Annotated in this window: 14 protein-coding genes; 5 read left to right on the forward strand and 9 right to left on the reverse strand. The window is 75.0% G+C overall.

The window, feature by feature from the left end; all coding sequences use genetic code 11:
- Positions 1 to 60 precede the first annotated feature (60 nt).
- The 4 genes from Q8W71_RS22885 to Q8W71_RS22900 form a co-directional block, all read right to left on the reverse strand.
- Positions 61 to 927, reverse strand: coding sequence for a ParA family protein (locus Q8W71_RS22885; protein WP_305527718.1), 867 nt, complete (start codon positions 925 to 927; stop codon positions 61 to 63).
- Positions 924 to 1559, reverse strand: a complete 636-nt coding sequence (rsmG, locus tag Q8W71_RS22890; RefSeq protein WP_305527719.1) for a 16S rRNA (guanine(527)-N(7))-methyltransferase RsmG — start codon at positions 1557 to 1559, stop codon at positions 924 to 926. Before rsmG ends, Q8W71_RS22885 begins: the two co-directional genes overlap by 4 nt.
- Entirely contained in the window at positions 1556 to 3445 is a 1890-nt protein-coding gene (gene mnmG / locus Q8W71_RS22895; RefSeq protein WP_305527720.1) for a tRNA uridine-5-carboxymethylaminomethyl(34) synthesis enzyme MnmG, read from the reverse strand. The genes rsmG and mnmG overlap by 4 nt, the downstream gene beginning before the upstream one ends.
- 620 nt (positions 3446 to 4065) lie before the next feature.
- A complete protein-coding gene (locus Q8W71_RS22900) occupies positions 4066 to 4287 on the reverse strand; it encodes a heavy-metal-associated domain-containing protein (RefSeq protein ID WP_305527721.1) in 222 nt (73 codons plus the stop codon).
- A gap of 177 nt (positions 4288 to 4464) precedes the next feature.
- On the opposite strand from Q8W71_RS22900, the gene Q8W71_RS22905 reads away from it, so the two are divergent.
- Positions 4465 to 5880 carry an EAL domain-containing protein gene (locus Q8W71_RS22905; protein ID WP_305527722.1) on the forward strand — a complete coding sequence of 472 codons (1416 nt, stop codon included), beginning with the start codon at positions 4465 to 4467 and terminating at the stop codon, positions 5878 to 5880.
- Positions 5881 to 6013: 133 nt separating this feature from the next.
- On the opposite strand, the gene panC is transcribed toward Q8W71_RS22905, so the two are convergent.
- Both panC and Q8W71_RS22915 read right to left on the reverse strand, forming a co-directional pair.
- A complete protein-coding gene (gene panC / locus Q8W71_RS22910; protein ID WP_370875509.1) occupies positions 6014 to 6862 on the reverse strand; it encodes a pantoate--beta-alanine ligase in 849 nt (282 codons plus the stop codon).
- A gap of 78 nt (positions 6863 to 6940) precedes the next feature.
- Positions 6941 to 7285 carry a hypothetical protein gene (locus tag Q8W71_RS22915; RefSeq protein WP_305527723.1) on the reverse strand — a complete coding sequence of 115 codons (345 nt, stop codon included), beginning with the start codon at positions 7283 to 7285 and terminating at the stop codon, positions 6941 to 6943.
- A 435-nt stretch (positions 7286 to 7720) separates the two neighbouring features.
- Here Q8W71_RS22915 and Q8W71_RS22920 point away from each other — a divergent pair, with 435 nt between their 5' ends.
- The gene (locus Q8W71_RS22920; protein ID WP_305527724.1) at positions 7721 to 7996 is read left to right on the forward strand and encodes a type II toxin-antitoxin system Phd/YefM family antitoxin; all 276 of its coding nucleotides are present in this window, start codon (positions 7721 to 7723) and stop codon (positions 7994 to 7996) included.
- The gene (locus tag Q8W71_RS22925) at positions 7993 to 8430 is read left to right on the forward strand and encodes a hypothetical protein (RefSeq protein ID WP_305527725.1); all 438 of its coding nucleotides are present in this window, start codon (positions 7993 to 7995) and stop codon (positions 8428 to 8430) included. The genes Q8W71_RS22920 and Q8W71_RS22925 overlap by 4 nt, the downstream gene beginning before the upstream one ends.
- A 10-nt stretch (positions 8431 to 8440) precedes the next feature.
- Here the strand turns inward: Q8W71_RS22925 and Q8W71_RS22930 are convergent, their stop codons facing one another.
- Together Q8W71_RS22930 and bla are read right to left on the reverse strand one after the other, a co-directional pair.
- Positions 8441 to 8920: an aminoacyl-tRNA deacylase gene (locus Q8W71_RS22930; protein ID WP_305527726.1), complete on the reverse strand. Its 480-nt coding sequence runs from the start codon at positions 8918 to 8920 to the stop codon at positions 8441 to 8443.
- 11 nt (positions 8921 to 8931) lie between these two features.
- The gene (gene bla, locus Q8W71_RS22935) at positions 8932 to 9837 is read right to left on the reverse strand and encodes a class A beta-lactamase (RefSeq protein WP_305527727.1); all 906 of its coding nucleotides are present in this window, start codon (positions 9835 to 9837) and stop codon (positions 8932 to 8934) included.
- Positions 9838 to 10064: 227 nt separating this feature from the next.
- Between bla and mnmE the strand changes: the two genes are divergently transcribed.
- Entirely contained in the window at positions 10065 to 11387 is a 1323-nt protein-coding gene (gene mnmE / locus Q8W71_RS22940; RefSeq protein WP_305527728.1) for a tRNA uridine-5-carboxymethylaminomethyl(34) synthesis GTPase MnmE, read from the forward strand.
- Positions 11388 to 11430: 43 nt separating this feature from the next.
- Here the strand turns inward: mnmE and Q8W71_RS22945 are convergent, their stop codons facing one another.
- A complete protein-coding gene (locus Q8W71_RS22945) occupies positions 11431 to 12204 on the reverse strand; it encodes an ABC transporter substrate-binding protein (protein WP_305527729.1) in 774 nt (257 codons plus the stop codon).
- Positions 12205 to 12280: 76 nt separating this feature from the next.
- On the opposite strand from Q8W71_RS22945, the gene Q8W71_RS22950 reads away from it, so the two are divergent.
- Positions 12281 to 13135 (forward strand): GNAT family N-acetyltransferase, encoded by an 855-nt coding sequence (locus tag Q8W71_RS22950; protein WP_305527730.1) that lies wholly within the window; start codon positions 12281 to 12283, stop codon positions 13133 to 13135.
- Positions 13136 to 13144 lie beyond the last annotated feature (9 nt).

The raw sequence follows: 13144 nt of genomic DNA on the forward strand, positions 1-13144 counted from the left end.
CCTCGTCCGGCGCAGTCTCCTGCGGGAAGGACAAGATCCAGGGGACGAAGGGCCAGACGATCACGCCGCCGCCGGTATCCGGCCCTCGCGCTGGATCACCTCTGAGGCGAGGCGCAGGTAGGCTTGGCTGCCCGCGCATTTGAGGTCGTAGAGCAGCGCCGGCTTGCCGTGCGAGGGCGCCTCGGAGATGCGCACGTTGCGCGGGATCATGGTCTCGTAGACCTTGTCGCCCATGAAGCCGCGCACGTCCGCCACCACCTGCGCCGAGAGGTTGTTGCGGGGATCGAACATCGTCAGGACGACGCCCTGGATGGTCAGCCGCGGGTTGAGGGCGCCGCGCACCTGCTCGACCGTGCGCAGGAGCTGGCTCAGGCCCTCCAGCGCGAAGAACTCGCATTGCAGGGGCACCAGCACGGCGTCGGCGGCGGCGAGCGCGTTGATCGTCAGCAGGTTGAGGGAGGGCGGGCAGTCGATCAGCACGTAGCTGACCGTCTCCAGCCCCTTTGCCCCCGAGATCCCCTTCAGGACGTTGCGCAGGCGGTGCGCCCGGTCCGGCGCGGTCGCCATCTCCATCTCGAGGCCGAGCAGGTCCATGGTCGAGGGCGCGATCGACAGGCGCGGCACTGCGGTCGGCATCACGGCCTGGGCGAGCGTCGCCTCCCCGGCCATCACCTCGTAGGTCGAGAGGCGCCGCCGTGCGCGGTCGATGCCGAGGCCGGTCGAGGCGTTGCCCTGGGGATCGAGGTCGATCACCAGCACCTCCTCGCCGATCGCGGCGAGCGCGGTGCCGAGGTTGATCGCCGTGGTCGTCTTGCCGACGCCGCCCTTCTGGTTGGCGAGCGCCAGCACGCGCAGGGGGCGCGCCGCCGGACGGGGGGCGCGGTCCGCGGGCCGCTCTGGGGCCTCGCCGGTCGTGGCGTCGGTCATCGGGGGCTCGGATCGGTGAGGGCTGTGATGCGCACGATCCGGGCCTCCGCATCGGTGCGGCTCGGAACGAGATCGTGGGTGAATGTCCACCGCGCGGCGGCCCGGGTCAATTCCGCCTCGACATCACGGCCCTTCGGAAACAGGCCGGTGGTGCCGAATTTCAACAGCGGCGCGGTCCAGGCGAGGAGCTGGTCGAGGGGCGCGAGCGCCCGGGCGCAGACGACATCGACGCCGGATAGATCCGGGACGACGGACTCGATCCGGGCGTTGCTCACCTGGGCCGGCGCCCCGGTGATTCGGGCGGCCTCGGTCAGGAAGGCGCATTTGCGGGCGTTGCTCTCGACCAGCGTGACCCGGATGCCCCGCTCGGCGCCGGCGATGGCCAGGATCAGCCCCGGGATGCCGGCTCCGGAGCCCAGATCCGCCCAGGTCCGCGCGTCCGGCGCCAGGGCGAGGAGCTGGAGGGCGTCGGCGACGTGGCGGCTCCAGACCTCCGCGAGCGTCGCCGGCCCGACGAGGTTCTTGACCGATTGCCAGCGGTTCAGTTGCTCCACGTAGAGATCGAGCCGGGCCGCTGTTTCACGTGAAACATCGTAGGCCGCGAGCGCCCGTGCGCGGTCGGCCTCCCTCATCGCGCGGCGGGGGAGGGCGCCGGTGCGCCGCGCTTGGCGTGTGCAGCCAGCAGCGTCAGCGCCGCAGGCGTCACGCCCTCGATCCGCGCCGCCTGGCCGAGGGTCCCGGGCCGCACCGCTTCGAGCTTCACCCGCATCTCGTTCGACAGCCCGCTGATGCCGGCATAGTCGAGGCCGGCCGGCAGCCGCACCGCCTCGTCGCGGCGGAAGGCGGCGATGTCCGCGCTCTGCCGGTCGAGATAGACCGCGTAAGTCGCGTCGGTGCGCAGCCGCTCGGCGATCCGCGGGGGCACGCCGGCCAGCTCCGGCCAGACCGCCGCGAGGCGGGCCCAGTCGAGGTCCGGATAGGCCAGGAGCTGGAACGCCGTGCGGCGGATCCCGTCGCGGTTCAGGGCGATGCCGCGGGTCGCGGCCTGCGTCGGCGTCAGGCTCAGCGCGTCGAGCTGCTCCCGGGCGGCCCGCAACGCAGCCTGCGCGGTAGCGAAGTGGTCGGCGCGGCGGGCCCCAACCACGCCTAGGGCGAGGCCGCGCGGGGTCAGCCGCTCGTCGGCGTTGTCGACCCGCAGGGACAGCCGGTACTCGGACCGCGAGGTGAACATCCGGTAGGGCTCGCTCACCCCGTGGGTGACGAGGTCGTCGATCATCACGCCGAGATAGGATTCGGCCCGGTCGAAGGTCGCGACCGCCGCGCCGCCCGCGACCCGCGCCGCGTTCAGCCCGGCGACGAGGCCCTGCGCCGCCGCCTCCTCGTAGCCGGTGGTGCCATTGATCTGGCCCGCCAGGAACAGGCCGGGCAGGCGCTTCACCTGCAAGCCGGCGTCGAGCTCGCGCGGGTCGACGTAATCGTACTCGATCGCGTAGCCCGGCCGCAGGATCGTCGCCCGCTCCAGCCCCGGGATCAGCCGGATCATCGCGCCCTGCACGTCCTCTGGCAGGGCGGTCGAGATGCCGTTCGGGTAGACGGTCGGGTCGTCCAGCCCCTCGGGCTCCAGGAAGATCTGGTGGCCCTCGCGATCACCGAAGCGCACCACCTTGTCCTCGATCGAGGGGCAGTAGCGCGGGCCGCGGCTGCTGATGCCGCCGGAATACATCGGCGAGCGGTGCAGGTTGGCGCGGATCAGGTCGTGCACCGCCCGGGTGGTCCGGGTGATGCCGCAGCGGATCTGCGGCGTGGTGATCCGCTCGGTCAGCGTCGAGAACGGCACCGGCTCGTCGTCCGCCGCCTGCATCTCCAGGGCCTCCCAGGCGATGCCGTCGCGCGCGAGCCGGGGCGGGGTGCCGGTCTTGAGGCGCCCGAGCCGCAGGCCGAGCCGGTCCAGGCTCCGGGCCAGGCCCACGGCGGGCGCCTCGCCGACCCGACCGGCCGGAATCTGCCGCTCGCCGATATGGATCAGCCCCCGCAGGAAGGTGCCGGTGGTGAGCACCACGGCACCGGACGAGAGCATACGCCCATCCCCGAGGACCACGCCGGCGAGCCGGCCGTCGGCATCCCAGGAGACGTCTTCACAGGCTCCCATAACCACGCTGAGCCCCGCCGTCTCCGCGACAGCGGTCTGCATGGCCGCCGCGTAGAGCTTGCGGTCCGCCTGGGTGCGGGGGCCGCGGACGGCCGGCCCCTTCCGGCGGTTGAGCAGCCGGAACTGGATCCCGGCCGCGTCGGCCACCCGGCCCATCAACCCGTCGAGGGCGTCCACCTCGCGGACGAGGTGGCCCTTGCCCAGGCCGCCGATCGCCGGGTTGCAGGACATGGCGCCGATCGTCGCCGGATCGTGGGTCACGAGGGCGGTGCGGGCGCCGCACCGGGCCGCGGCGGCGGCGGCCTCGACACCGGCATGGCCGCCGCCGACGACGATGACGTCGAAGCGGGCAGGGGAGTCTGTGGACATGCCCGTGCTTACGCGGAGGCGATCGGGCGGGTCAACGCGGCGCCGCCGGTCGGTTCGGGGTCGGCCTATGGATGGCCACGGGCTCCGAACTCGGGTTAACGCAGGCTCGGCAGCGGTGTTTGCGAGAGGCCCCGTCATTCCGGGATTGCGCAGCAGGGCCCGGAATGACGGACTGCACGTGATAGGGCTTCGGGCTGAAGGTTCGGGATCGACGCTCTCCGTCTTTGCGAGCGGAGCGAAGCAATCCAGTGGCGCCAACGTCCGACGAACGCGCGCTGCCCTGGGTCGCTTCGCCTACGGCTCGCGATGACGGTGCGGGACCGGATCACCGAACGGTTCACCCGGAAACGGTATCACAGGTTGCGGGTCGTTCACCCGATTTCGGAACCCTGATGGATGGCCCCGGCCGTCGGCGGCCTATCTACCCGTCGTGGCGACCAAGGTCTCGGATCAGAGCAAGGTCCTCATAACGGTATAGCGAGACGGGGGCGTCCCAACCACTCTTCATCCCAAGCCGCCGGGCCAGCAGCTTCCAAGGAGCCGACCGGAAGCCCGCCGAGTGGTGCGCGTGATCGGCCCGCCGACGCACCCCTGTTTCACGTGAAACAGCGCGTCCCGCCTCAGCCGGTCATCGCCGTCGCCGTGTACCCGGCCTTGGTCAGCGCCTCGGCGATCGTCAGGCTCTGTGCCGACGTCTGGATCGCGACCCGGCCCCCCGCGAGATCCACGTCGACCGCTGCACCCGGATCGATCCGCTGCACCGTCCGAGTGACGGCGGCGGCGCAGCCCCCGCAGGTCATGCCCTCGACCCGCATCACCAGATCCGCCCGCGTCACGTCCATCGTGTTGTCCCCATCGTCGTCGCGGCGCGTCCGGAGAACACACCCGCCGGAAATCCGGGGGGTGAGCCGGATCCGCGGCTTGCCGTGTGTCCTCGCCTCGGCGACAACGCTGGACAGCCGGCTTCTTTCCGCGGGACGGCTCGCGGCCGGCATGCGCCCCTCACAGGTGTTCCTTCGATGGCCCGGGTCCTCGGCCGGCACGCGGGACTGCTGACCGCCGGCCTCATCGGCATCGTGGTGATCGGACCCATCGCGGCGCTGGCGCCGGCCTGGGGTGCCCTGGCGCTGGGCGTGACGGCCGTGGTGGCGGCCGGGCTCGCCCAGGCCCGCGCCGCGACGCTGCGGGCGCGCTGCGACAAGCTCTCGGCCGAGATCGACCTCCTCTCCAGCCGCCTCCTGAAGGCCGAGCGCGCCCAGGCCGCCCCGCCCGACCCGCCCCCGCGGGACGAGGAACTGCGCACGGAGGTTGAGGAGCTGACCGTCGAGATCGGCCTGCTCAGCGGCATCCTGCGCGACCTGACCGCCGTGGTCCGCAGCCAGGACGGAGAGATCGCCCGCCTCAAGGCCCTACCTCCGCCGGCCCCGCCCCCCGAGCTGCGGCCGGCACCGTTCGAGGTCGCCCCTCCACCCGCGGCCGTTCCCGCTCTCCCGGTGGTATCCGCTCCCTCGACCGTCCCGGCGCCGGCCCCGATCGACCCGGCCGCCGGCCGGATCCGGGCCGAACCGGAGGCCGAGCCCCCCGCGCGTCCGATCCCGCCGCGACGGGTGACGGCGCCCCCGCCGGACGACGGGCAGGTTCTGCGCGCCTTCGAGGCGGGCGACCTCGAGATCCACCTCCAGCCGATTGTCACCCTGCCGCAGCGCAAGGTCGTCGCTTACGAAGCGCTTGCGCGTCTCCGGGTGGGCGAGCGGCTCGCCGGCCCGCCGGATTTCCTACCCGCCCTGGAACGCCACGGCCGCACCACCGAGCTGGATCGCCGGATGCTCCAGCGGGCCGCCACCGTCACGCGCCATCTCGCCCGGCGCGGCAGCGAGGCGGGTGTGGGCTACGCCCTGTCGCCCCTGTCGCTGTTCGAGCCCGGCTTCCTGCGCGAACTCGGACGCCTCGCCGGGGACGATCCCGCTTTGGCCGGGCTCACGGTGGCGCTCTCGCAGGCGAGCTGGCGCGGCCTCGACGGGGGCCAGCGGGACCTGCTCGCCGCGCTGCGCGGCCGTATCGGCGTCGGCCTCGATCGGGCGGACGACCTGCACGTCGACGCGCGCGATCTCGCCGGCCTGGGCGTCACCCAGGTCAAGGTCACCGCCGACCTGCTGCTGCGGAGCGGACCCGGCCGGTCGGACATCGCCGCCGAGGATCTCGCCCCGGCGCTGGCCCGGGCGGGGCTCCGCCTCGTCGCGGTGGGCGTCGAGGCCGAGGCCGACGTGCCGGACCTGATCGACCTCGACGTGCCCTTCGCGCAGGGCATCGCCTTCGCGCCGCCGCGGCCCGTCCGCTCCGAGATTCTGGCCGCTCCGCCCCCGGCCGACCCGCCGCCCGCCGAGCCGCCGCCGGAGCGCCGGTCGTTCCGGTCCGTCCTGCGCCGGGCGGTGTGACGCCGGTCCCGGCCGACGGGTTCGTGTCCGACCGTCCCGGCGCGCGCGGCGATCTGGGGCAGCAGAACCTCCGGGGCCCGCGCGCTGGCCGGGCCGAGCCGAAGCACGGACGGGAGATCCCCGCCCCCGGGCGCTACACGGCGACGTTGTCGATCAGCCGCGTCCGGCCGAGGCGGGCGGCCACGAGGACCCGGGCGGGGCCGGCGACGCGCGCCACCGGGGCGAGGCTGCCGGCGTCGCAGACCGCGAGGTACTGCACCTGGAAGCCCGCCGCGGTCAGCGCCTCGGTCCCCGCCGCGACGGGACCGGCGACCGCGGCACCGTCGCGGGCGGCCGCGGCCACCTCGGCGAGGACCGCGTGGAGCCGCGGTGCCACGGCGCGCTCCTCCGGCGACAGGTAGCGGTTGCGCGACGACAGCGCGAGGCCGTCCGCCTCGCGGATCGTTGGCACGCCGCGGATCTCGATGTCGAGGTCGAGGTCCGCCACCGCCCGCTGGATCACCCGCAACTGCTGGAAATCCTTCTCGCCGAACAGGGCCACGTCCGGCCGCACTTGGTTCAGGAGCTTGGTCACCACCGTCGCCACGCCGGAGAAGTGCCCCGGCCGGAAGGCGCCGCACAGGCCTTCGGTGAGCCCGGCGACCTCCACCCGCGTGCCGAAGCCGGCGGGGTACATGGTCTCGACGGAGGGGATCCAGGCCGCGTCGGCGCCCGCCCGGGCGAGGGCGTCGAGATCCGAGTCCAGCACGCGCGGATACCGCGAGAAATCCTCGGCCGGGCCGAACTGGGTCGGGTTCACGAAGATGCTCGCCACCGCCCGGCGGCCGAGCCGCCGCGCCTCCGCGACGAGGGCGACGTGGCCCTCGTGCAAGGCGCCCATCGTCGGCACCAGGGTCACGCGCTCCCCGGCGCGGCGCCAGCCGGCGACCGTCTCGCGCAGGCGCGCGAGGTCCGAGATGTGCAGCGGCGCCGAATCGGTCACGGGTGGGGCTCCGGAGGGTCCGGGGCGCTGATCTAGGCGCTTCCGCCGGCCCGCGCCAGCCGCGCGGGGCGCCGGCCGTCAGGGGCAGTAGGGCAGCAGCGAGCGGCCGAACGGGTCGTCGACACCCAGCGGCGGTGTGAAGCCGTAGTAGCTCGGGTGCCCGAGGCCGTAGGCGGAGCCGACGTAGCTCGGATCGTCGGGCGCGTTGGTCGGCACCGGCGCGCGGCGCGGGATGCAGCCGACGGGGAGCGGACGGGGGAGGGCGCCGACGCGGGACCGCCTCTCGCTGCCGTCGCCGCGCGGGAAGAAGCGCGGCGCGCCGCCCGGCCCGGGTCCGTAGCCTGACGGCCCGTCGAGGTCGGCGGCCCCGGCCGGCCCGGCGAGCAGGGCGAGCGCCGCCGCCGTCCGCAATCCCCGCCGCATCGCCATCCCGATCCCCCGCATCGCGGCGAGCGTGACGGGGTAGGGTAAATGAGCGGTTACCGGCGCCGCACCGCGTCGCGCCGGGATCCGGGCGCTCCCGATCCCGACTCGGAGCGCCGATGCGACAGGACGCCGAATTCGGATCGCCGCCGTGCCGCCCCGGCGGCCAGTCGGCACCGCCGTCAGTGCGGGGCCGCGCACCGCAGCCCGGAACCCGCAGCCGAAGGGCGTGCCAGGCAGGGCGGCCGACGGTGCTTCCGGATCCCGGGCTCGCCTCCGGCGCCGCGGGATGACGGGATGCCAAGCAGATCCGGCGTAGAGACGAGCGGAGGCGGTGTCTCGCGGATCCGTGTTCGGAGCGCTGGCCAACGCGAAGCGCCGCTTGGAGCCGCGCTGGATCGTCGTATGATGCGGTTCCGCGACAGGGGACCACCCATGGACGATCCCACCCGTGTGAGCGCGAGCGACCTGCTCGATGATTTCGGGGCGTTCGCCGACAGGGCGCTCACGGCACCGATCACCATCACCCGGGATGGCGCGGACCGCTTGGTGCTGCTCTCCGCCGAGGAATATGCGCGCCTGCTGCGACAGGATCGTCGCGTCGTCGCGTCGGCCGACCTGCCGGACGCCGTACTGGACAGGATCGAGCGGACCGAAATGGACGGGCGACACGCGTCGCTCGACGCACTGATCCCCGCCTGGAGACCGTGAGGCTTCCCGAACCCGAACCCGGTCTCGTCGTCCGCTACGCCTATCTCTGGCTGCGCGAACACCGGGCTGGACGCGAAGAAGGCGTGAAGGATCGCCCCTGCGCCATCGTCCTCTCGCTGGGCACGGAAGCCGGGCAACGCCGCGTGCTCGTCGTGCCGGTGACCCACGCGCCGCCTGCCGACCCCGAAGCGGCGCTCGAACTACCGCCCGCGATCAAGCGGCATCTCGGCCTCGATGCGGAACGGTCCTGGGTCGTCCTCTCCGAATGCAACGACTTCGCTTGGCCAGGGCCCGACCTTCGCCGTATCGAGGGGCGCGGCGACGCATCGGTCGCCTACGGCTTTCTCCCGCCACGCTTCTTCGCCGCGTTGCGCCACCGCTTCGTCGCCCTCGCACGAGCCCGCAGAAACGTCCGCGTCCATCGCAGCGATTAGGCGGCGTCCCTCAGGTCAGCGGCGCCACCCGCGCCCCGAGCACCGCCACGAGGTCGCCCTCGGCGAGCCGGATCTGAAGGCCGCGGGCGCCGCCGTTGACGTGGATCTCCGCCGCCGGCTCGGTGAGCGAGCCCGCGTCGACCGCGGTCGGGAACGCGCGCTTCTGGCCGAGCGGGCTGATGCCGCCGACGTGGTAGCCGGTCAGCCGCTCGGCGTCGGCGGGCTTCAGCATAGCCGCCGTCTTGCCGCCGAACGCGGCGGCGACCCGCTTCATCGCGGCCTCGCGGTCGGAGGCGACCAGCAGGCAGACGGTCCGCCCGTCGACCGCCGCCATCAGGGTCTTCAGCACCCGCCCCGGCGCCACGCCCAGCGCCTCCGCGGCCTGGAGGCCGATGCGCGGCGCGTCCCCGTCGTAGGCGTAGGCGTGCAGGCTGTAGCGCAGGCCGGCGCGGTCGAGGGCCTGGGTCGCGCGCGTCGTCTTCTGGACCATGCCCCGTCCGGTCAGCGGCCTCCCGCGGCGGCCGCCACCAGCCGGCCGATCTCGGCGTAGGCGGCGTCGATCTCGGCCGCCGACGCCGTCGCCCCGGTGAGATATACGGCCGCGATCAGCGGCGCACGCCCCGGCGGCCGCAGCAGCGCGACGACGTTGGCGGTGCCGTTGTCGCCGCTGCCGGTCTTGTCGCCCACCGTCCAGTCCGCGGGCAGGCCGGCGCGCAGCCGCTTGAAGCCGGTCTGCGCCCCGACCATCCAGCCCTCCAGCCGATCCCGGGAGGCCGGGGACAGGACCGGGCCGAGGAGGATGCGGCCGAGGGTCTCGCGCATCGCCGCCGGGGTCGTGGTGTCGCGCGGGTCGCCCGGGATCGCGGTGTTCAGCTCGGTCTCGGTGCGGTCGAGGCGGGTGGTGCCGTCCCCGAGCCCGCGCAGCCACGCGGTGAGCCCGGCCGGACCGCCGAGCGTGGCGAGTTGCAGGTTGGCGGCGGTGTTGTCGCTCCACACCACCGAGGCGGCGCAGGCGGCGTCCACCGTCATCCGCCCGACCCCGTCCGCGCCCATCGCCTTGCGAGAGACCGGCGCGTAGCTCAGGAGTTCTGCGGGGCCGAAGGTCAGCGTCCGGTCGAGCGACTCCGCGCCCGCATCGACCCGCGCCAGGACGGCGGCGGTGGCGAGCGCCTTGAAGGTGCTGCACATCGGGAAGCGCTCGTCCGCCCGGTGGGCGAGCAGCGGGGTCGCCCCCGCATCGGGCGCCCAGCCGAGCGACACGCCGAGCCGGCCGCCGACCCGGCGCTCGATCTCGGCGAGGGATGCCTCCGCCGCCCGGGCCGGGCGCAGCAGGGGCGGGACGGCCAGGGTCGGGACGGCCAGCGCGCCGAGCGCGAGGCCGACGGTGCGGCGGGTCACGGACGGCATCGATCCTCCTGGGCGTCGCGGGTCTCCACCATCGCCTGCGCCGCGGGTGCGGCTGTTCGATGGCCGCCGACATGATACAGGTGGCATCGCGGACAGCGGGCTCTCCCGGGCTCGCGTCGAACGGCCCGCGCGCCGGCGGATTCCGCAGGCGACGCGTCCCGGCCCCGCCCCCCGGGATGCGGGGTTCGCGGACGGGACGCCGCACCCCCATCACACCCTCTGCCGCGATGTCAGCCCCCGACACCGACACCCTCTTCGCCCCCGCCAGCGGCTTCGGGCGCGCCGCCGTGGCGGTGATCCGCGTCAGCGGCCCGGCGGCGCGGGATGTGCTGATCGCGCTCGGCGGCGGCGTCCCGGCTCCCCGCCGCCTGTCGCTGCGGACGCTGCGCGACCCCGCCGACGGGCGGGTGCTCGACGCGGCGCTGGTCGCCTTCTTCCCCGGGCCGAACACCTACAGCGGCGAGGACATGGCGGAGCTGCACCTGCACGGCGGCCTCGCGGTGCGGGCCGGGGTCCTGGCGGCCCTCGCCCGGCTGCCGGGCTGCCGACCCGCCGGGCCGGGCGCCTTCACCCGCCGCGCCGTGCTCAACGGCCGCCTCGACCTCGCCGAGGCCGAGGCGGTGGCCGACCTGATCGACGCCGAGACCGAGGGGCAGCGCCGTCAGGCGCTGCGGCAGCTCGACGGCGCGCTGAGCCGGCAGGTCGCCGCGTGGCGCGCCGAGGCGATCGACTGCCTCGCGGGCGCCGAGGCCGCCCTGGATTTCTCCGACGAGGGCGACGTGGACGATGCGGGCCTCGACGCCGCGCTGTTCGGGCGCGCGGAGGCGCTCCGCGGGGCGATCGCGGCGGCGCTGGCGGACGGGCGCCGCGGCGAGCGCCTGCGCGACGGCTTCTTCGTGGTGCTCGCGGGCGCGCCGAACGCGGGCAAGTCGACGCTCCTCAACGCGCTCGCCCGGCGCGAGGTGGCGATCGTCTCGGACGTGCCCGGCACCACCCGCGACGCGATCGAGGTGCGGCTCGACCTCGGCGGCCTGCCGGTGGTGCTCGTCGACACCGCCGGCCTGCGCGAGACCGACGAAGCGATCGAGGTCGCGGGCATCGGCCGGACGCGGGCGCGCATCGCCGACGCCGACCTCGTCCTGGCGCTCGTGCCGCCGGACGGCGCGGCGCCAGACCTCGGCGCGGCCGGCGCGCGCACGCTCACCGTGAGGACCAAGGGCGATCTCCGCCCCGGCTCGACGGAGGGCGGCCTGACCGTGTCCGCGCGGACCGGCGCCGGGCTCCCCGCACTCCTCGACGCCGTCCGGCTGGAGGCCGAAGCCGGTCTCGGCGCGGGCGACGCGCTGATCACCCGCACCCGTCACCGCGCGGCGCTGGAGGCCGCGCTCGCCCATCTCGACCGGCTGCTGGCCGGCGCCGGCCGCGCCTTGCCGGAACTCGCGGCGGAAGACCTGCGGCTCGCCGTCCGGGCGCTCGGGGAAGTCGGCGGCCATGTCGGCGTCGAGGACGTGCTGGACCGCCTCTTCGCGGGCTTCTGCATCGGGAAGTGAGGGGGACCGCGGAGCGCCCGATCCGCAGCCCCGCGAGGAGGTCTCAGGGCGCGGCCAGCCCCGGATCCTGCCCGCTGGCCCGCAGCCGCTCCGCCACGAACCCGTCCGCCTTCGCCGCGGCGACGAAGCGCGCGAGGTAGGCCGCCCCGGCCTCCCGACCGAGCGGCAGGCCCATCGCCTGCGGGATCTCCATGAAGTGCCCCGGCAGCAGCCGCGTCTCGGGATGCGACGCGGCGTAGGCGGCGAGCGGCTGGTGGACGCCCGCCGCCACGTCGAGCCCGTCCCGGGCGAAGGCCGTCACGGCCTCGGCCGAGGTCGGCGCCCGGACCAGGGTCGCGCGCGTCAGGGCCCGGGTGAGGAACAGGTCGTAGGCGCTGCCGCGGCCGACCGAGACCCGGATGCCGGCGCGATCCACCGCCTCCGTCGCCCGGATCGGCGAGGCGGCGGGCACGAGGTAGCTGCCGGCGATCAGCACGTAGGGGGCGGTGAAGGCGATGCCCTCCGCCCGCTTCGGGTCGATCGCCAGGAAGCAGATGTCCCAGGCGCCCGACCCGGCCGAGCCCGAGACGGCGCCCGCCCCCGGATAGGTGACGAAGCGGACCGGTACGCCGAGGCGCTCCGCCAAGCGCCGGGCGAGATCGACCGAGACCCCGCGCGGCCCGTCGGGGCCCTCGGCGGCGAGGACCGGGTTGCCGAGGTTGATCGCCGTTCGCAGCGTCCCGGTCGGCGCGAGGTCGCGCAGGACGGCCGGGTCCGGCTCCCCGGCGCGGGCCGAGGCGGCGAGGGTGATGGCGAGGGCGGCGGCGAGGAGGCGCATGGCTGTTCCCGGCAGGAGAGGGACGCATGTAGGGTGGCGGGACGCGTCCGCCCGCGCGTCGCCGGAGACGGGAGCGATGAGCACGCCGTTGCAGATCCGCCCAATGGACGCTGCCGACACGGGGACGGCGATGGACTGGGCCGCCCGGGAGGGCTGGAACCCCGGCCTGTCGGACGGGCCGCTGTTCCGGGCCCTCGATCCGGCCGGCTTCCTGGTCGGCACGCTCGCCGGGGACGTCGTCGCCACCCTGAGCGTCGCCGCCTACGACGCGCGCTTCGCCTTCCTCGGCCTCTACATCGTCCGGCCCGACCTGCGGGGGCGGGGGCACGGCCGCGCCCTCTGGGCGGCGGGTCTCGCCCGCGCCGGGGCGCGGATCGTGGGTCTGGACGGTGTCCTCGCCCGCGAGGGGACCTACCGACGCGGCGGCTTCGCGACCGCCCACCGCAATATCCGCTTCGCCGGCCCCGCCGGACAGCCGCGCCCGACCGATCCGCGGGTGGGGCCGCGCGACCCCGTAGCCCGCGATCCGGACGCCCTCGTCGCCTTCGACGCCCGCCACGTCCCGGGCCGGCGGCCGGCCTTCGCCCGCGCCTGGATCAAGGCGCCGGGTCACGGCGTCCGCGTCGCGCGGGTGGACGGCCGGATCGCGGGCTACGGGGTCGTGCGGCCCGCGCGGGAGGGCCACCGGATCGGCCCCCTGTTCGCGGAGCGCGAGGATCTGGCCGAGGCGCTGTTCACGGCGCTGTCGGCGACCTGCGCGCCGGGCGAACCGCTGGCGCTCGACGCGCCCGAGCCGAACGCCGCGGCGGCGCGGCTCGCCGAGCGCCACGGCCTGAGCCCGGTCTTCGAGACGGCGCGCATGTATCGCGGCCCGGCGCCCGACCTGCCGCTCGGGCAGATCTACGGCCTCGCCAGCCTCGAAGTCGGCTGAGGCCGCCCC

This window comes from Methylobacterium amylolyticum (assembly GCF_030700245.1).
Taxonomy (GTDB): domain Bacteria; phylum Pseudomonadota; class Alphaproteobacteria; order Rhizobiales; family Beijerinckiaceae; genus Methylobacterium.